Annotated in this window: 16 protein-coding genes and 2 pseudogenes; 11 read left to right on the plus strand and 7 right to left on the minus strand. The window is 65.2% G+C overall.

The window, feature by feature from the left end:
* Window positions 1–9: 9 nt before the first annotated feature.
* The gene (locus ACNJYB_RS11275; protein WP_439374020.1) at window positions 10–264 is read right to left on the minus strand and encodes a DUF1127 domain-containing protein; all 255 of its coding nucleotides are present in this window, start codon (window positions 262–264) and stop codon (window positions 10–12) included.
* A 160-nt stretch (window positions 265–424) separates the two neighbouring features.
* On the opposite strand from ACNJYB_RS11275, the pseudogene ACNJYB_RS11280 reads away from it, so the two are divergent.
* Window positions 425–694: pseudogene (locus ACNJYB_RS11280) on the plus strand (winged helix-turn-helix domain-containing protein); the annotation flags it as partial.
* Between the two features lie 348 nt (window positions 695–1,042).
* Here the strand turns inward: ACNJYB_RS11280 and ACNJYB_RS11285 are convergent.
* On the minus strand, window positions 1,043–1,786 hold the full coding sequence (locus tag ACNJYB_RS11285; protein WP_439374021.1) for an SDR family NAD(P)-dependent oxidoreductase: 744 nt from the start codon (window positions 1,784–1,786) through the stop codon (window positions 1,043–1,045).
* Between the two features lie 147 nt (window positions 1,787–1,933).
* On the opposite strand from ACNJYB_RS11285, the gene ACNJYB_RS11290 reads away from it, so the two are divergent.
* The 5 genes and pseudogenes from ACNJYB_RS11290 to ACNJYB_RS11310 all read left to right on the plus strand — a co-directional run bounded on the left by ACNJYB_RS11290 (window position 1,934) and on the right by ACNJYB_RS11310 (window position 8,240).
* The gene (locus ACNJYB_RS11290; protein WP_439374022.1) at window positions 1,934–2,704 is read left to right on the plus strand and encodes a methyltransferase domain-containing protein; all 771 of its coding nucleotides are present in this window, start codon (window positions 1,934–1,936) and stop codon (window positions 2,702–2,704) included.
* A 210-nt stretch (window positions 2,705–2,914) separates the two neighbouring features.
* On the plus strand, window positions 2,915–3,916 hold the full coding sequence (locus ACNJYB_RS11295; protein WP_439374023.1) for a DctP family TRAP transporter solute-binding subunit: 1,002 nt from the start codon (window positions 2,915–2,917) through the stop codon (window positions 3,914–3,916).
* A gap of 334 nt (window positions 3,917–4,250) precedes the next feature.
* Window positions 4,251–4,469, plus strand: a pseudogene (locus ACNJYB_RS11300) (TRAP transporter small permease); the annotation flags it as partial.
* A gap of 291 nt (window positions 4,470–4,760) precedes the next feature.
* The gene (locus tag ACNJYB_RS11305; RefSeq protein ID WP_439375532.1) at window positions 4,761–6,044 is read left to right on the plus strand and encodes a TRAP transporter large permease; all 1,284 of its coding nucleotides are present in this window, start codon (window positions 4,761–4,763) and stop codon (window positions 6,042–6,044) included.
* Window positions 6,045–6,311: 267 nt separating this feature from the next.
* The gene (locus ACNJYB_RS11310) at window positions 6,312–8,240 is read left to right on the plus strand and encodes an alkyl/aryl-sulfatase (protein WP_439374024.1); all 1,929 of its coding nucleotides are present in this window, start codon (window positions 6,312–6,314) and stop codon (window positions 8,238–8,240) included.
* Between the two features lie 178 nt (window positions 8,241–8,418).
* On the opposite strand, the gene ACNJYB_RS11315 is transcribed toward ACNJYB_RS11310, so the two are convergent.
* Window positions 8,419–9,489, minus strand: a complete 1,071-nt coding sequence (locus ACNJYB_RS11315; RefSeq protein WP_439374025.1) for a glycosyltransferase family 4 protein — start codon at window positions 9,487–9,489, stop codon at window positions 8,419–8,421.
* A gap of 275 nt (window positions 9,490–9,764) precedes the next feature.
* Between ACNJYB_RS11315 and ACNJYB_RS11320 the strand changes: the two genes are divergently transcribed.
* Genes ACNJYB_RS11320 through ACNJYB_RS11335 form a run of 4 tightly spaced genes read left to right on the plus strand, consistent with a single transcriptional unit; the run spans window position 9,765 to window position 15,685 of the window.
* The gene (locus tag ACNJYB_RS11320) at window positions 9,765–11,528 is read left to right on the plus strand and encodes an ABC transporter ATP-binding protein (RefSeq protein ID WP_439374026.1); all 1,764 of its coding nucleotides are present in this window, start codon (window positions 9,765–9,767) and stop codon (window positions 11,526–11,528) included.
* Between the two features lie 57 nt (window positions 11,529–11,585).
* Complete coding sequence (locus tag ACNJYB_RS11325; RefSeq protein ID WP_439374027.1) at window positions 11,586–13,790, plus strand: amylo-alpha-1,6-glucosidase; 2,205 nt, start codon at window positions 11,586–11,588, stop codon at window positions 13,788–13,790.
* Window positions 13,791–13,813: 23 nt separating this feature from the next.
* Window positions 13,814–14,347 (plus strand): PRC-barrel domain-containing protein, encoded by a 534-nt coding sequence (locus tag ACNJYB_RS11330; RefSeq protein ID WP_439374028.1) that lies wholly within the window; start codon window positions 13,814–13,816, stop codon window positions 14,345–14,347.
* Window positions 14,348–14,371: 24 nt separating this feature from the next.
* Window positions 14,372–15,685: an MFS transporter gene (locus ACNJYB_RS11335; protein WP_439374029.1), complete on the plus strand. Its 1,314-nt coding sequence runs from the start codon at window positions 14,372–14,374 to the stop codon at window positions 15,683–15,685.
* A 38-nt stretch (window positions 15,686–15,723) separates the two neighbouring features.
* Here ACNJYB_RS11335 and ACNJYB_RS11340 read toward each other — a convergent pair whose 3' ends face one another.
* The 4 genes from ACNJYB_RS11340 to fixL all read right to left on the minus strand — a co-directional run bounded on the left by ACNJYB_RS11340 (window position 15,724) and on the right by fixL (window position 19,127).
* Window positions 15,724–16,422 (minus strand): helix-turn-helix domain-containing protein, encoded by a 699-nt coding sequence (locus ACNJYB_RS11340; protein WP_439374030.1) that lies wholly within the window; start codon window positions 16,420–16,422, stop codon window positions 15,724–15,726.
* A gap of 103 nt (window positions 16,423–16,525) precedes the next feature.
* Entirely contained in the window at window positions 16,526–16,948 is a 423-nt protein-coding gene (locus tag ACNJYB_RS11345; protein ID WP_439374031.1) for a response regulator, read from the minus strand.
* A 43-nt stretch (window positions 16,949–16,991) separates the two neighbouring features.
* Complete coding sequence (fixJ, locus tag ACNJYB_RS11350; RefSeq protein WP_439374032.1) at window positions 16,992–17,609, minus strand: response regulator FixJ; 618 nt, start codon at window positions 17,607–17,609, stop codon at window positions 16,992–16,994.
* A 3-nt stretch (window positions 17,610–17,612) separates the two neighbouring features.
* Window positions 17,613–19,127 (minus strand): sensor protein FixL, encoded by a 1,515-nt coding sequence (fixL, locus tag ACNJYB_RS11355; RefSeq protein WP_439374033.1) that lies wholly within the window; start codon window positions 19,125–19,127, stop codon window positions 17,613–17,615.
* Window positions 19,128–19,333: 206 nt separating this feature from the next.
* On the opposite strand from fixL, the gene ACNJYB_RS11360 reads away from it, so the two are divergent.
* On the plus strand, window positions 19,334–20,167 hold the full coding sequence (locus tag ACNJYB_RS11360; protein WP_439374034.1) for a universal stress protein: 834 nt from the start codon (window positions 19,334–19,336) through the stop codon (window positions 20,165–20,167).
* Window positions 20,168–20,197 lie beyond the last annotated feature (30 nt).

Consider the following 20,197-nt stretch of genomic DNA (forward strand, 5'->3'; position numbering starts at 1 on the left):
CGCTACGCGCTAACCATGCTGCGGGCCGGACGACCGTATGCCTCGCGGGTCGGTATCCCGGTGCGAGGCCACGTAGTCGATCTCGCCAAAGGAAATCCCGATATCCATCAGCTCCCGATCGCTCAGGCTGCAGAGGTCGCGCCGCAGCCGCTCCCATTTCCGCCACTCCTGAAAGGCGGCCCAGCAATTCGTGAGGGCGCCGAAACTGCGCCGCTGCGATACGGCGGTCTGGACCAAGCCCGTTGTCGGGTAAATCGTGCTCATGGCAGCATCCTCGCGTGCCTGTTTCCACCCCGGACAGGTTGCCAAGGTCCGGCCCGGCACGCTTGACCTGCTGCTTACATTTTCCTTACCGGCGGCTTATTCTTAACCTGCCAGTGTTGCCGGGCCCGACCCGGGGGCCGCCCAAAAGGGATTCCGCGTCTTGCGCTATCTCTTCGAAGACTACGAACTGGATTCCGGCCGCGAGCTTTGCCGAGACACAAACCTCGTCGCCCTGACGCCACAGGACTTTGACCTGCTCGACTATCTCATCCGCAACAAGGACGCGCTCATCACCGCCGTCTGGAAGGGGCGGTGCGTGTCGGATGTCGCGCTGACGACCCGGCTCAATGCCGCCCGATCCGCAATCGGCGATTCCGGGGAGCAACAGCGACTAATCAAGAGGCTGCCGAGGAAGGCCTATCGCTTCATCGAACGCAAGGACGACGAAAACCCCCTCATTCGGAGCTGACACGAATTGAACTCAACGTTAGACTGTCTGCCGCTCGGTGAGCGGATCTCAGCTTGAACCAATCCGGGGAAAGTCATGACGTCAATTTTGAAAATCGCATTGGCATTGCTCATCATCGCCTCTCCGATCTCCGCCTACGCACAAACGCAGCCTCCTGCCAAAACATCGAGTGCTGCGAAGGCCAAGCCGAGGATGCACGACGGCTGCCACGGCAGGGCGGCTCAGATGTCCGGCAAACCCTGCCGCTGACGAATCCCAATCGAGAAGAGGCCGTCCGGTTGGCGGCCTCTCACTTTTCCGGATCGCGCTTTAGAACTGATAGCGCCGCAAGCCGCCATCCACCGGGATCACCGTGCCCGTGATGTACCGCGCCACCGGCGAGGCCAGGAACACCGCGAGTGCGGCGAGGTCTTCCGGCTCGCCCCAATAGCCGACCGGGATCTCCTCTTCCGCAAAGCGCTCGCGATAATCCGGCGGATAGTTGCGGCGGATCTGCTCGCTCATGATGCGGCCGGGCGGAATGCAGTTGATGGTGATGCCGTGCTCGCCGACCTCGCGCGACAAGCCTTTCGCCCAGGCGTGCACGGCGGCCTTCGCGGCGAAAGCGGCGTTGAGGCCTTCCGGCTCGGACTTGCCGGTGATGTTGACGATGCGGCCCCATTTGCGCGCGATCATCTGCGGCAGCAGCGCGTGCGCGATGCGGCGGTAGCTGGTGAAGTTCAGCGCGATCGCCTCATCCCATTTGCTGTCGGGCGCATCGACGGGCAGGGGACGGCTGCCGCCGGCATTGTTGACGAGGATGTCGACATGGCCGAGCTCCTTCAAAGCGAAGGCGGCGATTCTCTCCGCGGCGTCTTCGGCCATGACGTCCTGCTCGAGTGGCGTGATCAGCCCGGAGCCTTCTTCCCTCACCAGTTCGTTGAGCAGGTCGGTGCGTCGCGCCACGCCGACGACGCGCACGCCTTCGGCAGCGAGGCCCTTGGCGATGGCGCGGCCGATGCCGATGCTCGCGCCTGTCACGACAGCGGTTTTCGATGTGAGCCCGAGGTCCATGGTCGCACGCTCTCTTGCCTGGTTCTTGCTTGCTGCTCGTCGCTTCCTGCCCGTCCCGCAGGCCTTGCGAATTGCCTGAGCGGGACCAGCAGTGGTAACCAAGAGCGACGTTGAAGGAAACACGAAAAACAAAAAGGCGCCTGAGCGATGGTCTGGGATCCGCAGCAATATCTGAAATTCTCGGGCCACCGGCTCCGACCCGCCGTCGACCTGTTGATGCGGATTCCGGACTTCGCTCCGCGTGCGATCGCCGATCTCGGGGCTGGCGCCGGCAACGTGACGAAACTGATCGGGGAGCGCTGGCCCGAGGCGACGGTCACCGGCGTCGAGGGCTCGGCAGAGATGGTCGCCGCCGGCCGCAAGGCCGCACCTGACGTGGAATGGTCGCATGAAGACCTCGGCCATTGGCGCCCGGCGAAGCAGTATGACTTGATCTATTCCAATGCCGCACTGCACTGGCTGCCCAATCATGCGGCACTGTTTCCGTCAGTGATGGAGAAGGTGAAGCCCGGCGGCATGCTTGCGGTGCAGATGCCGCGCAATTTTCTCGCGCCGTCACACGTGCTGATCGGCGAGACCGCGCTTGATGGTCCCTGGCGCTCCAAGGTCGAGCATCTCGTTACCCCGCCGCCGGTCGAGGCGCCGGCGTTCTATCATGATCTTCTCGCTCCGATGTCCGCCAATATCGACATCTGGGAGACCGAATATCTGCAGGTCCTCGAAGGCGAGAACCCCGTGAAGGAATGGACCAAGGGGACCTGGCTGAGGCGCTATCTGGACATCTTGCAGGGCGACGAGAAGGCCGCGTTTGAAGCGGCTTACGGGAGGCGGGTCGCGAAGGCGTATCCGAAGAATGCCGCGGGGCAGACGCTGTTCCCGTTCCGGCGTCTGTTCATCGTTGCTCAGCGCCGAGGCTGATGACATTGCCGCAATGCGGCATGAATGCTCGCGCCGTTGGAGCGGAGAGGCGGCCGGGTTGCGCATGCAGCAGTCGTCAAGATAGCTTGGCTGCGGAAAATTGGGCTTAGGTCTAGTTGTTCGGGTGGCGGATTGCTGCCACTACTGACGTGCCAAACCGGACTGCAAAACAAAAAAGATCCGGTTCTAGAGGTTGTTGGGAGGTCCTTCATGCGCAAGCTGCTCCTTGCGGTCGCCGCCGCGGCTGTTCTCATGGCGCCCGCGATCGCCAGCGCCCAGAGCCCTATCGTCATCAAGTTCAGCCATGTCGTCGCCAACGACACGCCGAAGGGCAAGGGCGCGCTGAAGTTCAAGGAGCTCGCCGACAAATACACCGACGGCAAGGTCAAGATCGAAGTCTATCCGAACTCCTCGCTCTACAAGGACAAGGAGGAGATCGAGGCGCTTCAGCTCGGCTCGGTGCAGATGCTGGCGCCTTCGACCGCGAAATTCGCGCCGCTCGGCATCAAGGAATTCGAGGCGCTCGATCTGCCCTGGCTGTTCAAGGACGATGCGACCTATTCCAACGCGATGAAGGGCACTGTCGGCAAGTGGCTGTTCCAGAAGCTCGAAGCCAAGGGCATCACCGGGCTCGCCTACTGGGACAACGGCTTCCACATGGTGTCATCGAACCGGCCGCTGACGAAGCCGGAGGATTTCAAGGGGCTGAAGTTCCGGATCTCCGGATCGAAAATCGCCGACCAGTATTTCCGTCTGATGGGCTCGATCCCGCAGATCATGGCGTTCTCCGAGGTCTACCAGGCGCTGCAGACCGGCGTCGTCGACGGCTGCGAGAACACCGCCTCCAACTACCTGACACAGAAGTTCTACGAGGTGCAGAAGGACATCACCGTGTCCTACCACGCGCATCTGCAATATGCCGTGATCGTCAACTCGAAGTTCTGGTCCGGCCTGCCGCCTGACATCCGCGCCCAGCTCGACAAGGCGATGGTCGAGGCGACCGACTACACCAATTTGATCGCCCATCAGGAGAACGAGGACGCGCTGGCCGAGATCAAGAAGACGGGCAAGACCACGCTGCATTACCTGACCGACGCCGACCGCAAGGCGTGGCAGGACGCGATGCAGCCGACTTACAAATGGGCAAAGGGGCGTGTCGGGCAGGAAGCGCTCGATCTCGTTGCCAAGGAACTCGACGTCAAGATGAACTGACGCGGTTTTCGCAAGAACAATACCAACGGTCGGGAGTGCAGGCACTTCCGGCCGTTTCGTGTCGATAGGGGGACTTGATTTGCTTCGCATGCTCAACCAGGCGCTCAACCATCTCGAAGAGTGGTTGATCGCGACGCTGATTGCGGCTGCCACCGGCCTGATCTTCATCGCTGTCGTGCACCGCTACGGCGCGGGCGAATCCATCGCGCTCTCCAGGTGGGCGGCCGCGCACGGGATGACCTGGCTGGCGTCGCTGTCGATGGCGGTGTTCACCTTCCTGTCCGAGCTCGACCTGTCCTGGGCGCAGGAGCTCTGCATCTACATGTTCATCTGGATGGCGAAGTTCGGCGCGGCCTATGGCGTGCGCACCGGCATCCATGTCGGCGTCGACCTGCTGGTGAACCGCCTGCCCGAGCATTCGCGCAAGCACGTGATCCTGTTCGCGCTGCTGTGCGGGGCGCTGTTCACCGGCATGATCGCGGCCTTCGGCAGCTCCTTCGTGCGCGAGATGTTCCACACCGGGCAGCAGTCCAACGATCTGGAAGCGCCGATGTGGTTCGTCTATCTCGCGATCCCGCTCGGCTCCGGGCTGATGTGCTTCCGCTTCCTCCAGGTCTCCTGGTTCTACTACTGGACCGGCGATCTGCCGCACCATGACGAGACCCATGTCGAGGGCGTCGAGGCGGACGCCTCGCCCGCGCTGCATCCGCAGCCGGCCGGCGCCGCGACGAAAGCCGCCGCGAGAAAGGTATCGCCGCTCGGCGTCATCCTGATCATGGCGCCGGTGCTGATCTTCGCGATGTGCCTCGCCGAGAAGTTCGGCGTGGTGGTGCTGCCGCACTGGATGCGCGCGGCGACCGTGTTCGCGCTGCTGATCGCGCTGATGCTGACCGGCATCCCGGTCTCGATCGCGCTCGGCCTCACCGTGATGACGTTCCTGTTCACGCTGACCGCGGTGCCGATCGAGGCGGTCTCGATGAAGCTGTTCACGGGCATCGAGGGCTTCGAGATCATGGCGATCCCGTTCTTCATCCTTGCCGGCAACTTCCTCACCCATGGTGGCGTCGCGCGCCGCATGATCAATTTCGCGACCTCGCTGATCGGTCACTGGTATGGCGGCCTCGGGCTCGCCGGCATCGTCGCCTGCGCCATGTTCGCGCTGGTGTGCGGCTCGAGCGTCGCGACGGTGGCCGCGATCGGCGCCATCGTGCTGCCGGAGATGGTGCGGCACGGCTATCCCATGCGCTTCGGCGCCGGCATCATCACGGTGGCGGGCTCGCTCGGCATCCTGATGCTGCCCTCGATCCCGAAGATCGTCTACGCGGTCTCCACCAACACCTCGATCGGCGCGCTGTTCGTCGCCGGGCTCGTGCCCGGCATCATGCTGACGACGATGCTCTGCATCGTCACCTGGTGGATCGCGCGCCGGCGCGATTATCCGCGCCTGGCCAAGGCGAGCTGGGGCGAGACGGTCCGTACCTTCCGCGAGAGCATCTGGGGCTTGATGCTGGTGGTCATCATCATCGGCGGCATCTACAGCGGCCTATTCACCGCTACCGAGGCGGCCGCGATGGCCGCGGTCTACTCCTTCATCATCGCCGTGTTCGTCTACAAGGCCATCAAGATGGCCGACGTGCCGCGGGTGCTGCTGCGGGCCGCCAACACCAGTGCGATGCTGCTCTACATCGTCACAAACGCGGTGCTGTTCTCCTTCGTGCTGTCCAACGAGAACCTCCCGGCGACGCTGGCGGACTGGATCGCGGCGCAGAACCTCGGCTGGGTCGGCTTCCTGCTGGTGGTCAACATCCTCCTGCTGCTCGCCGGCAACTTCATGGAGCCGAACTCCATCATCCTGATCATGGCGCCGATCCTGGCGCCGGCGGCCAAGAAGCTCGGCATCGATCTCGTGCATTTCGGCATCGTCATGGACGTCAACATGGAAGTCGGCCTCTGCCATCCGCCTGTCGGCCTCAACCTCTATGTCGCGTCCATGATCGCGCGCATGCGCATCACGGATCTGGCGGTTGCGGTGATGCCGTGGCTGATCACCATGCTCGGCTTCCTCGTCATCGTGACCTACTGGCCAGACCTGACATTGTGGCTGCCGCGGGTGCTGGGGATGCACTGAGGCCACGGGCCGCATAGACGGTGCACCCTCTCCCCTTGTGGGACCCCTTGTAGGAGAGGGTGGCTTCGCGAAAGCGAAGCCGGGTAAGTGGTTCTCTCCTCACGACCAGTCTTGCGAGTGGAGACACACCCTTGATCCGGCGCTTCGCGCCACCTGCTCCCACAAGGGGGAAGGAAGAGGGCATCGCGTCCAACTTCGATAGCCTCCCAATAGCAATCAACTGCGAGATGCGGTTAAATGCCCGCGACGGGCCGGGAGGACATCAACATGACAGACAGCAGCAACGAGCCGAAGGACGCAACGCCGTCCGTCATCGCGCAGCATGAGGCCATGCTCAACGCGCTGCCGTTTTCCGACACGCGGGATTTCGATGATGCCGCGCGCGGCTTTCTCGGTACGATCGACAACGCGGAGATCACGAACGCGCAGGGGCGGACGGTCTGGACCCTGAAGCCCTATGGCTTCCTGTCGGATGAAGCGACGCCGCCCACGGTCAATCCCAGCCTGTGGCGGCAGGCGCGGCTCAACATGCATCACGGCTTGTTCGAGGTGGTGCCCGGCGTCTACCAGGTGCGCGGGCTCGACATCGCCAACATGACGCTGATCGAGGGCGACAGCGGTGTCATCGTCGTGGACACGCTGACCTCGATCGAAGGCGCGCGCGCCGCGCTGGATCTTTACTTCAGGCATCGGGGCCTGAAGCCGGTTGCGGCCGTCATCTTCACGCACACCCACACCGATCACTGGGGCGGCGCGCGCGGCGTGCTGGAGGAGGACGCGCTCGCGACCGGCGCGGTGCCGATCATCGCGCCGAACCTGTTCATGGAGCACGCCGTCTCCGAGAACATCATCGCGGGACCCGCGATGCTGCGGCGCGCGCAATACCAGTTCGGCCCGTTCCTCGCCAAGGGGGCGCGGGGGCAGGTCGACAACGGGCTCGGCAAGTCGATGGCGGCAGGCGGCGTTGCGCTGCTGCGCCCGACCGATTTGATCATGGCGACCGGCGACAAGCGCGTGATCGACGGCGTCGAATTCGAATTCCAGATGGCGCCGAACAGCGAGGCCCCGGCGGAGATGCACTTCTTCATCCCGCGCTACAAGCTCTTGAACCTGGCCGAGAACTGCACCCACAATTTCCACAATCTGCTGCCGTTCCGCGGTGCCGACGTGCGCGATGCGCTGGCGTGGTCGAAGTACCTGGGCGAAGCCTTGCGGCTGTGGGACGGCAAGGCGGAGGCGATGTGCGGCCAGCATCACTGGCCGGTGTGGGGACGCGCGCGCATCGGCACGATGATCCGCCAGCAGCGCGACCTCTACAAGTTCGCGCACGACCAGACCATCCGGCTGATGAACCATGGCCTCAACGCCGCCGAGATCGCCGAAACGATCCAGCTGCCGAACAGCCTCGAGGGCGCCTGGCACGGCCGCGGCTATTACGGGCACATCCGGCACAATGTGAAGGCGATCTACCAAAAGTATCTCGGCTGGTACGATGCCAATCCGGTCAATCTCGATCCGCTGCCGCCGGTGGCGTCGGGCAAGAAATACGTGGAGTATATGGGCGGCGCGGACGCCATCCTCGCGCGGGCGCGCGCGGATTTTGACAAGGGTGAATTCCGCTTCGTCGCGCAGGCGCTGGGCCATCTCGTCTTCGCCGAGCCCGACAACGCGGCGGCGCGGGGCCTGCTGGCCGATACGCTGGAGCAACTCGGCTATGCCGCCGAGAGCTCGACCTGGCGCAACGCCTATCTGTTCGGCGCGCAGGAGCTGCGCCAGGGCATGCCGAAGACGCCGCCGCGCCCCCCGATGCCGCGCGAGACGCTGGCGGCACTGCGCACGTCGCAGCTCTGGGACGTGCTCGGCATCCGCCTCAACGGCCCCAAGGCGGAAGGCAAGCACATCGTGCTGAACTGGAGTTTCTCCGACACCGGCGAGACCTTCGTGCTCAATCTGGAGAACTGCGCGCTGACCTATAGCGAGGGCGTGCAGGCAGAGAACGCGGATGCCAGCTTCACGCTGGCGCGCGCGACGCTGGACGAGGTGATCGCGAAGCTGACGAGCTTTCCGGAGGCGGTGGCGGCCGGCAAGGTCAAGCTGTCGGGCAATCCGTTGAAGCTCGCCGAGCTGATGGCCCTGATGGACGAGTTTCCAAGAATGTTCGAAATTGTGGAGCCGAAGCGGGCGGTGGTGGGGTAGCCATCGCTGCTGCGTCACACTCGTCGTTGCGAGCGCAGCGAAGCAAGCCAGAATCTTTCCGCGGAGATAGTCTGGATTGCTTCGCTGCGCTCGCAATGACGAGTTGATGGAGTAGGGGCGCAACATACTCGGTGTCGTCCCGGCGCAGGCCGGGACGACGACAGAGGATCGTCGCTTCCTACTCTGCGCTGCTCACCAGCTTGATCCGCGGCGCCTGTTCCTCGGTCAGGCTGCGATAGGCGGCGAGGTAGTCCAGCGCCATCCGCCGCGCGGTGAAGCGTGTTTCGAACTGTTTGCGGATCGCGGCGCGGTTCAGTTGCGGAAGCCGCTTGACCACGCCAGCGGCGCTGATGACGTCCTCGACCACGAAGCCGGTGAGGCCCTCGTCGATGATTTCCGGCACCGAGCCGCGGTTGAAGGCGATCACCGGCGTTCCGCAGGCCATGGCCTCGATCATCACGAGGCCGAACGGCTCTGGCCAATCGATCGGCAGCAGAAGCGCGAGGGCGCTGCTCAGGAAGTCGGACTTCTCGTGATCACCGATCTCACCGATGAACTCCACCAGCGGATTGTTCTCGATCATCGGCTTGATCAGCTCGTCATAGTAGTCCTGGTCGGCACGATCGACCTTGGCCGCGATCTTCAGCGGGATGCCGCAATGGGTCGCGATCTTGATGGCGCGGTCGACGCCTTTCTCCGGCGCGATGCGGCCGAGCACGGCGAGATATTCCTGCTTCACCGGTTTCGGCGTCAGCAGGTTTTCGGGCAGGCCGTGGTGGATCGTCGTCACCCAGTTCGCCTGCGGCACCGGCCGCCGCTGCGCGTTCGAAATCGAGATCACCGGCATCTTGGAGAAGGTGTTGAAGACCGGTTGATGCTCCGGCAGGTCGAGCCGGCCGTGCAGCGTGGTCAAGAACGGCGTCGGCTGGCGGTAGAACAGCGACCATGGATAGTAATCGAGGTGGAAGTGGAGGAAGTCGAACTCCTCGTCGTCACATTTCTGCCGCACGCGCTCCAGGAGCACCATGTGCAGTGCGTTCGGGTCTCGTACGGAACCGTCGAGGCGAAGCGCCCGCGGCCATAATGCATCGAGCTTTGCGGATGTCTGCGAATCGCCACTGGCGAACAGCGTCACGTCATGCCCCAGGGCTACCAACTCTTCCGTCAACCAATGCACCACCCGCTCAGTGCCGCCATACAGCTTGGGTGGAACAGCCTCCGTCAACGGAGCTACCTGCGCGATGCGCATCTCACCTTCTCCTCTGCGATCATGGATGTTGAAACCCCCACCTATGCGGCACTGGCAATGCCAGCCAAAGGAACGTTCCCGCAGTTGCGAAGTTCCTTCTTGCGAACGTTACTTATTCGACACCCTCTGGAATGGTCGCGATGCTGCCATCACATCTTCGCAGATCGTCCGCATCCGCATGTCGTGATCAGCGAGCCCGGGAACCGGGACGAAGCGGTCGATGTTCAGTCGATCAGAACCAAAATCCAAAATCTTCTCGACGGGGCGACAGCCATATGGATCAGCTTTCTGGGTACGCGCGCCGGCCATTTGCCTTCGTCTTGCGCTATCTTCGACGTCGCCTCGCATCACATCTGGTGATCCTGACGGCGGTCGTGGCTGCCGTTGCCTGCTCCGTGGGCACTCAGTACGGCGTCAAATTCCTGGTCGACAGTCTGTCGGCCGGAACGTCGCATGGCGGCAGCGTATGGCTGGCATTCATTCTGCTCATGTCGCTGATCGCCGCCGACAACTTCCTGTGGCGGATCGCAAGCTGGACAGCGAGCTTTACCTTCGTTCGGGTCACCGGTGATCTCAGGCGTGATATCTTTCGCCATCTGACCGGGCATGCGCCGAGCTATTTCTCAGATCGCATGCCCGGCATGCTGACGAGCCGCATCACGGCGACGTCGAACGCGGTGTTCACGGTCGAGAACATGTTCGTCTGGAACGTCTTGCCACCGTGCATTGCCACAATTGCGGCAATCGTGCTGATTGGAACCGTCAGCCCCTACATGGCGCTCGGCCTTGTCGTGGTCGCCGGCGGCATGGTGATCGCGATGTTCCATCTGGCCGCCGCCGGCAAGCCGCTGCACGACGACTTCGCCGACAAGGCGGCGGTCGTCGACGGCGAAATGATCGACGTCATCAGCAACATGCCGCTGGTTCGCGCTTTCTGCGGCATCAGCCATGAGCACGAGCGGTTCGATGCGACCGTCAATCGCGAGCTCACCGCGCGCGGCCGCAGCCTGCGTTATCTCGAGAAGCTTCGGCTGATCCATGCCGGCGTGACCGTTCTGTTGACCGTGGCGCTGATGGCCTGGGCCATCATGCTCTGGGAGCGCGGCACGGCGACCACCGGCGACGTCGTGCTGGTCTGCACGCTCGGCCTTTCCATTCTCAATGCGACGCGAGATTTGGCGGTGGCGCTGGTCGACGTCACCCAGCACGTCGCGCGGCTGACCGAGGCGATTGCGACACTGCTGGTGCCGCACGAATTGCGCGACCATCCCGAGGCCGAACCCCTGGTCAAGAGCGGCGCCGCGATCGCATTCAACAACGTCACCTTCGGCTATCCCGGGGCTGAAAAGATCTTCGAGCGCTTCAGCCTGCGGCTGCAGCCCGGCCAGCGCGTCGGTCTGGTCGGCCATTCCGGCGGCGGCAAGTCGACCCTGTTCACGCTGCTGCAGCGCTTCTACGATGTCGACGAGGGCAGCATCACCATCGACGGTCAGGACATCTCAAAGGTGACCCAGCTGAGCCTGCGCGAGGCGATCTCGGTGGTGCCGCAGGATATTTCCTTGTTTCATCGCTCGATCCGCGAGAATATCCGCTATGGGCGGCCGAACGCGACCGACGACGAGGTGCTGCGCGCGGCGATTGCGGCGCGCTGCGACTTCGTCGAGAGCCTGCCCGAGGGCCTCGACACCATGGTCGGTGACCGCGGCGTCAAGATGTCCGGCGGCCAGCGCCAGCGCATCGCGATCGCGCGGGCCTTCCTAAAGGACGCGCCGATCCTGCTGCTCGACGAGGCCACGGCCGCGCTCGACAGCGAGTCCGAGGAGGCGATCCGCGAGGCGCTGACGCGCCTGATGCGCGGCCGCACCGTGATTGCGATCGCGCATCGCCTTGCGACGCTGCGCAATTTCGATCGCGTCGTGGTGCTGAAGGCCGGCAGGATCATCGAGGACGGCGCGCCCGACCGGCTGATGCAGGGCCACGGGCCCTACCGTGAGCTGGTGACGCAGGAGATGAGCCGGCTCGCGAAAGTCGCCGCGTAAGCTCGACAGTCGCGTTCGCGTTGGTTGCGTCTCGAAACAAGCGCAGGGGAGCAGCTCATGGCAGCCGAAGTCGTCACCAAGTTCGTCTCCGTGGCGCGGACCGCGGAGCAGGTCGTGGAGCAGCCCTTCTATATCCCGATGACGGGGCCGTCGGCGCGCCCGCGACGCTCGCTCAAGCACGATGACACCTTCATCGTGCTCGACAGCCATGGCGACATCGGCGCATCGGCCGGCGGGCCGGACGGGCTGTTTCACCACGACACGCGCTATCTCGCGCGGCTGGAGCTCGTGCTCGACGATCTCCAGCCGCTGCTGCTCGGCTCCAACCTGCGCGACGACAATTCGGCGCTGACGGTCGATCTCACCAACCCCGACATCTACCGCGACGGCAGCCTCGTGCTGCAAAAGGACCTGCTGCACATCGTGCGCACGGTCTTCCTGTGGCGCGGCACCGCCTATCAGCGCATCGGCGTGCAGAACCACGGTGACAGGCCGGCCAGCTTCGAGCTGACGCTGCTGTTCGACAACGACTTCGCCGATCTGTTCGAGGTCCGCGGCGAGCGACGGCCGCGCCGCGGGACGGGCACGAGCAAGCTGCTCGGGCCGACCGACGTGCTGTTCGAATATCGCGGTCTCGACGATCGCGAGCGCACCACCGGCCTGCATTTCGATCCGCGTCCGACGCGGCTCTCCGTCAATGCCGCCACCTGGCAGCTCGAGCTGGATCCGCACCAGTCGAAATCGTTGTTCGTGGCAGCGTCCTGCAACCGGCCGGTCGCGGAGAAGCCGGCGCGCTTCTTCAGGGGCCTGCTCGCCCACCGCCGCGAGATGCGGCAGTCGACGATGGGCGCGACCAGCATCGAGACCTCCAACAACATCTTCAACGAGGTGCTGTGCCAGGCCATGGCCGACCTCAACATGCTGATGACGGAGACGCCACAGGGCCGCTATCCCTATGCCGGCATTCCCTGGTACTCGACGACGTTCGGGCGCGACGGACTGATCACCGCGCTGCAGATGCTGTGGATCGATCCGCGGATCGCCAAGGGCGTGCTGAGGCGGCTCGCGCATTTCCAGGCCAGGGCGATCGATCCGCTGGCCGATGCCGCGCCGGGAAAGATCCTGCACGAGATGCGCGGCGGCGAGATGGCGGCGCTGCGCGAGGTGCCGTTCGCGCAATATTACGGCAGCGTCGATTCGACCGCGCTGTTCGTGGTGCTCGCCGGAAGCTATTTCGAGCGCACCGGCGACGTGAAGACCCTGGTCGAGCTGTGGCCCGCGATCGAGGCGGGGCTCGCCTGGATCGACGGTCCCGGCGATCCCGACCAGGACGGCTTCGTCGAATATCAGCGCGCGACGGAGAAGGGGCTGGCGAACCAGGGCTGGAAGGATTCCTACGACGCCATCTTCCATGCCGACGGCCAGCTCGCGGAAGGCAATATCGCGCTCGCGGAGGTCCAGGGCTACGTCTATATGGCGAAGCAGCTGGCTGCGCGCTGCGCGCTGCGCCTCGGCAAGCCGGACCTCGTGCGCAAGTTCGAGGCCGAGGCCACCGCGCTGGCCGAGCGCTTCGAGCAGGCGTTCTGGTGCGAGGAGCTCGGTACCTACGCGCTGGCGCTCGACGGCAAGAAGCGGCCCTGCAAGGTCCGCACCTCCAATGCCGGGCAGGTGCTGTTCAGCGGCATGATCCGGGAGGACCGCGCCCGTTTCGTCGCGGCCGACCTGATGCGGCCGCATTTCTTCTCGGGCTGGGGCATCCGCACCGTCGCCGTCGGCGAGGTGCGTTACAACCCGATGTCCTACCACGACGGATCGATCTGGCCGCACGACAACGCGTTGATCGCGCTCGGGCTCGCGCGCTACGGCCTCAAGCATTCGGTGGCGCATGTCTTCAAGGGGCTGTTCGACGCCGCCACCTATATGGACCTGCGCCGGCTGCCCGAATTGTTCTGCGGCTTCCGGCGCGAGAAGCGGCGCGGGCCGACGCTGTATCCGGTCGCCTGCGCGCCGCAGGCCTGGGCCAGCGCGACGCCGTTCACGCTGCTGGAGGCGGCGCTGGGCCTCGAGTTCGACGTGGCGCGCGGCGAGATTCGTTTGCGCAATCCGCATCTGCCGGCGTTCCTGAACGAGGTCATCCTGCGCGATCTGCGCCTCGGCGATTCCAGCGTGGATCTGCGCGTCAGCCGCCACGGCGACGACGTCGCGCTGGAGGTGTTGCGCACCCGCGGCCAGATCCAGGTCTCGATCGTGCTGGCGCGCTAGCGGCGCGCGGTGAGGAGGGTGTTATGCGTGCGGCCGGATGGTTGGTCCTGAGCGCGATCGTCGCAGGCCTGACGGCCGCGGTATCCCGCGCTGCGGAGGAGTTGCCTGCAGGCGCTCCGACTGCTCCGCCCAGTGAAGCGAATGCGCCGGCGCCGGCCCAGCCGCCGGCTTCCACCGTGCCTGTGACGCCAAAAGACGCCGCGCCCCCGCCGTCGGTGACCATCATCGGCGCGAGCGATGCCCATGGCGTGCTCGGCCGGGACGTGCGCAGCGCCGCCGACGAGGACATGGGCCGCATCGTCGATGTCATCGTCGACCGGGACGGGCACGTGCGCGCGGCGGTGATCGATTTCGGCGGCTTCCTCGGCGTCGGCAGCCGTAAGATCGTGGTGGACTGGAACGCGATGCGGTTCGGCAAGATCGCCAACAAGAAGGACAGCATCACGCTGGAACTGACCAAGGCGCAGGTTGCGGCCGCGCCGGAATACAAGGAAGACACGCCGATGGTCGTGCTCGGCGCGTCCGGCAGCCTTCAACCGCTGCAAGCGATCCAGTGAGGTCCCGGGGAGGGCTGACCGCCTGTGCTGTTGTCCAGGAAGCCGAAGCATGCAGATCGCGATGGCCACGTTGAACCGGACAACGTCGCCGCGCTGCCGCCTGCGGGCATTCCGGCGCCGTCGCGTCAGAGCCTGCGCGGCCTCGACTGGTTCATCTTCTTCCTCGCCGACGTGCAGACCGGGTTCGGTCCCTTCATCGCGGTCTACCTGACGACGCAGAAATGGACGCAGGTCGAGATCGGCCTCGTGCTGTCGATCGGCGGCATCGTCGCCCTGATCGGACAGGTGCCGGGCGGCGCGATCATCGATGCCGCGAAGTCCGAACGGCTGGTCGCAGCGCTCGCGATCGCGACCATCGGCGCCTGCGCGCTCGCCTATGCCGCGATGCCGGTCTTCCCCGTGGTGGTGACGGCCGCCACCCTGCACGCCATGGCGAGCTGCGTGCTCGGGCCGGCGATCGCGGCGATCAGCCTCGGCCTCGTCGGTCCGCTCGCGATCGGCGAGCGGCTCGGCCGCAACGCGCGCTTCGCCTCGCTCGGCAACGGCGTCGCCGCCGCCGTGATGGGCACGGCGGGATATCTCTTGTCGAGCCGCTCGGTGTTCCTCGTCACCTTCCTGCTCGCGATCCCGACCCTGATCGCGCTGTCGCGGATCCGCGAGGAGGAGGTCGACATCAGGCGCTGTCACGGCGAGATGCCGCCGGAAGCCGCCGACCTCGGCGACACCAATGTCTGGCATTTGATCCGGCAACGTCCGCTCATCGTGTTCGCGCTCAGCATGCTGCTGTTGCAGCTCGCGAACGCGGCGATGATGCCGCTGATGGCGAGCGCGGTGACGGCGCGGTCGAGCCAGTGGGCGACCGTGCTGGTCGCAGCCTGCATCATCGTGCCGCAGGCGATCGTGGCGCTGCTGTCGCCGAGCGTCGGGCGCAAGGCGCAAGCCTGGGGCCGCCGGCCGCTGCTGTTGATCGGATTCGGCGCCTTGACGATTCGCGGTCTGCTGTTCGCGACCGTGCGCGATCCCTACCTGCTGGTCGCGGTGCAGGTGTTCGATGGGCTGACCGCGGCGGTGTTCGCAGTGATGATTCCGCTGATCGTCGCCGACGTCGCCTTCGGCAGCGGCCATTTCAACCTGGCGCAGGGCATCGTCGGCACCGCGAGCGGCATCGGCGCGTCGCTGAGCACGGCGCTCGGCGGCTATGTCAGCGACAAGTTCGGCAACGCCACCGCCTTCATCGGGCTGTCCGGCGTCGCTGCGACCGGGCTGCTGCTGATCCTGTTGGTCATGCCGGAGACCCGGCGCGCCGGTATGACCGTGACGAAAGAAATGGCCGGCTGAGGACTTCAGCCGGCCAAAGTAGGCAGGGAGGAAGAGAGTCAGGCGTCGAGATTGTGCAGGCGCTGGCGGTTGCGCAGCACGATCTGGCGGGCGCCGGAGAAGCCGAGAATGCCCTGGGTGTGCAGCTGGGACAGCGCACGCGACACGGTTTCGAGCGTGAGGCCGAGATAGTCGCCGATGTCGCGGCGGCACATCGGCAGCGCCATCATGCCGGCAACCGCGAGACGGCGGTCCATCTCGAGCAGGAAGGTCGCAACGCGCTCCATCGCGGTCTTGCGGCCGAGCAGCAGCATGTGATCTTCGGCGTGACGCAGCTCGGACGCCGTCATGGCCCAGAGCTTGCGGGCGACCTGCACGTCGGTGCCGGCGGCCTTCTCGAGGCTGGCGCGCTTCGCGAGGCGCACATTGGTGTCGATGATGGCTTCGGCAGCGAGGCGGTGGGTAGCGCCGGATTCGAGGCCGAACACGTCGCCGGGAAGATGGAAGGCGCCGATCTGGCGACGACCGTCGGAGAGAAGCTTGTAGCTGCGCACCGCGCCTGAGACGACCTGGTAGACATATTCGGCCGGCTCGTCCTCGCCATAGATCTCCTCGTCCTTGCGGTAGGAGAACTCGGTGGCGACGAGACCGACATGGCCGGTGATCGCGCCGAACTGGTCGGAAACGGGGTGGGCAGGGGCAATCTTGCCACGAACTTGCGTGTTGATCGCGTGGGTCTTGAGTGTCTGGGTCAGCATCTGCGCCATCTCCGTTGTGATGGAACACTGCTACCCGCGTTTGCGCAATCCGGAAATTTCGCGCGTTATCTTAAGGACGTTTACCTACGTAGAAACCCGTAGGTCAATTACCGCGGCGGTCCTGGATGGCTCCCCGGATGCACTTGACCAGGTTTTCATCGAGAAGCGGCTTCAAAACGACGTCCCTGACGCCCGCCGCGGCCGCCCGGGTCGAGATGTTCTCGTCCGGATAGCCGGTGATCAGGATCACGGGCGTGTCGCTGTCGGATTTGCGCAGGCGACCGGCAAGGTCGATCCCGTTGATATCGGGCATCTTGTAGTCGATGACATAGCAGTCCGCGCCCGGCGCGCCGGAGGCGTTAAGCAGCGCCGTCGCGCTCCTGAACGTCCGCACGGCGAAGCCGTCGGTTTCGAGCAGGAAGCGCAGGGAGCCCAGCACGGCGGCATCGTCGTCGACCACGTAGACGGTGGGCTTTGCCGATGACACCATCCGGACATGCTGAGGGTGCGAGCCAATCTCGATCATCTTGACTGGCTAGCACAGGCGGCCACAACCGCCTTGACTTGCCTCAATCCTTGAGCATGCCGGCGCGCATCGCGAGGCGAACCAGCTCCGAGAGAGAGTTGGCCTGCATCTTGGTCATGACGTTGGCCCGGTACACTTCGATCGTGCGCGGGCTGATGTCGTATTCGCGCGCGATCAGCTTGTTGGAAAGACCTGCGATCAGTCCCTCCATCACCTGGCGCTCCCGGGGACTCAAGGATGCGACGCGGGCGGCGATGTCCTGCGCGACGGCCTCGTTCTTGGCGGCCGGCTCGGCCTGGCGGATCGCAGTTTCGATCATGGCGGTGAGACGATCGTCCTCGAACGGTTTCTCCAGGAACTCGACCGCCCCGAGCTTCATCGCCTCGACCGCGAGCGGCACGTCGCCGTGCCCGGTCATTATCAGGATAGGAAACGGGCTTTGCTGCGCCTTCATGCGCTTCAGAAGCTCGATGCCGTCGAGGCCCGGCATGCGCACGTCGGAGACGACGCAGCCGAAGGCGAGGCCGGGCAGGGCGTCGATGAAGCTCTGCGCGTTGTCGAACAGCGTGACGCCGAAGCCGGAGGAATCCAGCAGAAAGTTCAGCGAGTCCCGCATCGCCTCGTCGTCATCGATGACGTAGACATGTCCCTTGGTCGTCATGCATCAATTCTCGTCGGCTGCCGGGAGGGTGAAGCGGAATGTCGCCCCGCCCGATGCGTTGCTCTCGGCCCACATGCGTCCGCCGTGAGCCTCGATGATCGAGCGGCTGATCGACAGTCCCACGCCCATGCCGGTGTCCTTGGTGGTGAAGAAAGTCTGAAACAGGTTTGGAATGACGTCGTCCTGGAAGCCGGAGCCGGTGTCCGACACCTCGATCTCGATCATGTCGTCGGCAACGGGCGTGTTGGTGACGACCAGCTCGCGCCGCGGCGACGGCGCCATCGCCTCCAGCGCGTTGCGGAACAAATTGACCAGGACCTGCTGGATCTGCACCCGGTCGGCGAGAACGAGGTCGGCTTCCGGATCGAGGCTGAAGCGGAGCTGCACGTTCTGCTCGCGCGCGCCGGCGAGCCCGAGCGCGCCGGCCTCCTCGATCAGCTTGGACAGGCTCTCGACCCGCTTCTCCGATTCGCCGCGGGAGACGAAGTCGCGCAGGCGCCGGATGATCTGGCCGGCGCGCAGCGCCTGCTCGGCGGCACGATCCAGCGCGCTCTCGACCTTCGCCGCGTTCGGGTCGACGCTGCCGGCCAGCAGCCGCCGCGAGCCCTTCATGTAGTTGCTGATCGCCGCCAGCGGCTGGTTGAGCTCGTGCGCGAGGGCGGAGGCCATTTCGCCCATGGCGCTCAACCTGGAGACGTGGATGAGCTCGGATTGCAGCTCCTGGAGCCGCGCCTGAGTCTGCTGGTGCTCGGTGAGGTCGCGGACGAAGCCGGTGAAATAGGGCTCGCCGCCGGACTGCATCTCGCCGATCGACAGGTGCATCGGGAAGGTGGTGCCGTCGCGGCGCCTGCCGGTGACGATGCGGCCGATGCCGATGATGTGGGGATCGTGGGTGGTGCGGTAGCGGGCGATGTAGCTGTCATGCCGGGAGCGGTCGGGCTCCGGCATCAGGATGCTGACGTTCTGGCCGATCGCCTCGTGCTCGGACCAGCCGAACAGGCGCTCGGCGGCGGTGCTGAAAAGCTGGATGATGCCGTGGCCGTCGATGACGATCATGGCGTCGGGGATCGTGTGGAGGATGGAGCGGAGGTGGGTCTCGCGGGTCCGCAGCGCTTCCTCGACCTGCTTCTCCTCGTCGATATCGAGGAAGATGCCGCTGAGATGCCGGGCCGAGCCGGCTTCGTCCCGGATGACGCCGGCGCGGGCGCGAATCCACTGTCCTCCGTTGGCGCCCGCGACCTTGAAGGACACGTCGAAGCCGCCGCCGCGTTCGCTGACGTGCTTGATCGCGCTTTCCACGCGGTCGCGATCCCTGGGCTCGAGACGCGACAGGAAGAGGCCGTAGCTCGCGGGCTGGCCCTGCGCGATGCCAAGCAGCGTCCTGGCGGTGTCCGACCAGTCCAGTTCCCGCGTTGCGAGGTCGAGATCCCAGGTGCCGACGCCGAATCCCTCGATCCGGACTCGGAAATGCTCGCCGCGACCATCGTCTGGCGGATGCGTTACGCGGGTCGGCGACAATCGACGGCTCCCATCTTGATGCGGCGGGCAAGGTGCCGCGAGACTGAGGGCAATTTCACCCATGGGCGGGCCGGAGGCAAGTTCGGATGTCTGATTCCATTGCCGGATTCCCCGCGACCGGGCGGCCGGCGATTTGATCTAGCTCATCCTGCCTTGCACCGGCGAGGCTAGATTTCGCGCCAGTTCATGCCGTGCGGAGAATCCCGATGACATACGCGACCGTGATGGTCAGCCTGGCGCTCGATCGATCCAATGAGGCGTGTCTTCAGGTCGCGGGCGAGCTCGCCGAGCGATTCGAAGCGGCCATCGTCGGGGTTGCCGCGGCGCAGTTTGCGCCGCCGCTCTACTTCACCGACGGCGCCGAGGGCCAACGGCTGATCGAGGAGGGCGAAGCGTCCGTCAAGCGGCGCCTGGCGGGTCTCGAGGCGCAATTCCGCGCCGCGACGAAGAATCGTGGCGGGCACGGGGAGTGGCGCAGCGCCCTGGACTTTCCGGCGCGCTTCGTGCTGGCGCACGCGCGCTGCGCCGACGTCGTCGTCAGCGGCGGGCAGAGCCCGGCAGTCTCCGACGCCTTCGCGCTGGCAAGCCCCACGGATCTTGTGATGCAGCTCGGCCGTCCGCTTCTCGTCGTGCCCGACCGCGTCAACTGGCTCGATCTGCGCAGCGTGCTGGTGGCGTGGAAGGATACGGCGGAGGCGCGGCGGGCGGTGGCGGACGCGCTGCCCATGCTGCGCAAGGCGAGGGACGTCACCGTCGTCGGGATTCCGGAGCAGGGCGACGACCACTCGAGCGTGATGGCCGGCGTCACTGACGTCGCCGCCTGGCTCGCCCGTCACGGAGCCACCGCGACGGCGCGTGTCTCGGAGGCTGCGCGGAACGAACCCGCCGCCGTGCAATTGGAGAAGGCCGCCGCCGACGTCGGCGCCGGCCTGATCGTGGCGGGTGCCTACGGGCATTCGAGGTTCCGTGAGCTGATCCTGGGCGGCGTCACCCGGCACCTGCTCACGCAATCCACGCGTTGCGTGCTGCTGTCGCACTGACGGCCGGTCGGCCATAGCGAGTTGAGGAGG

This window comes from Bradyrhizobium sp. SMVTL-02 (assembly GCF_051853005.1).
In the GTDB taxonomy this organism is placed as follows: Bacteria; Pseudomonadota; Alphaproteobacteria; order Rhizobiales; family Xanthobacteraceae; genus Bradyrhizobium.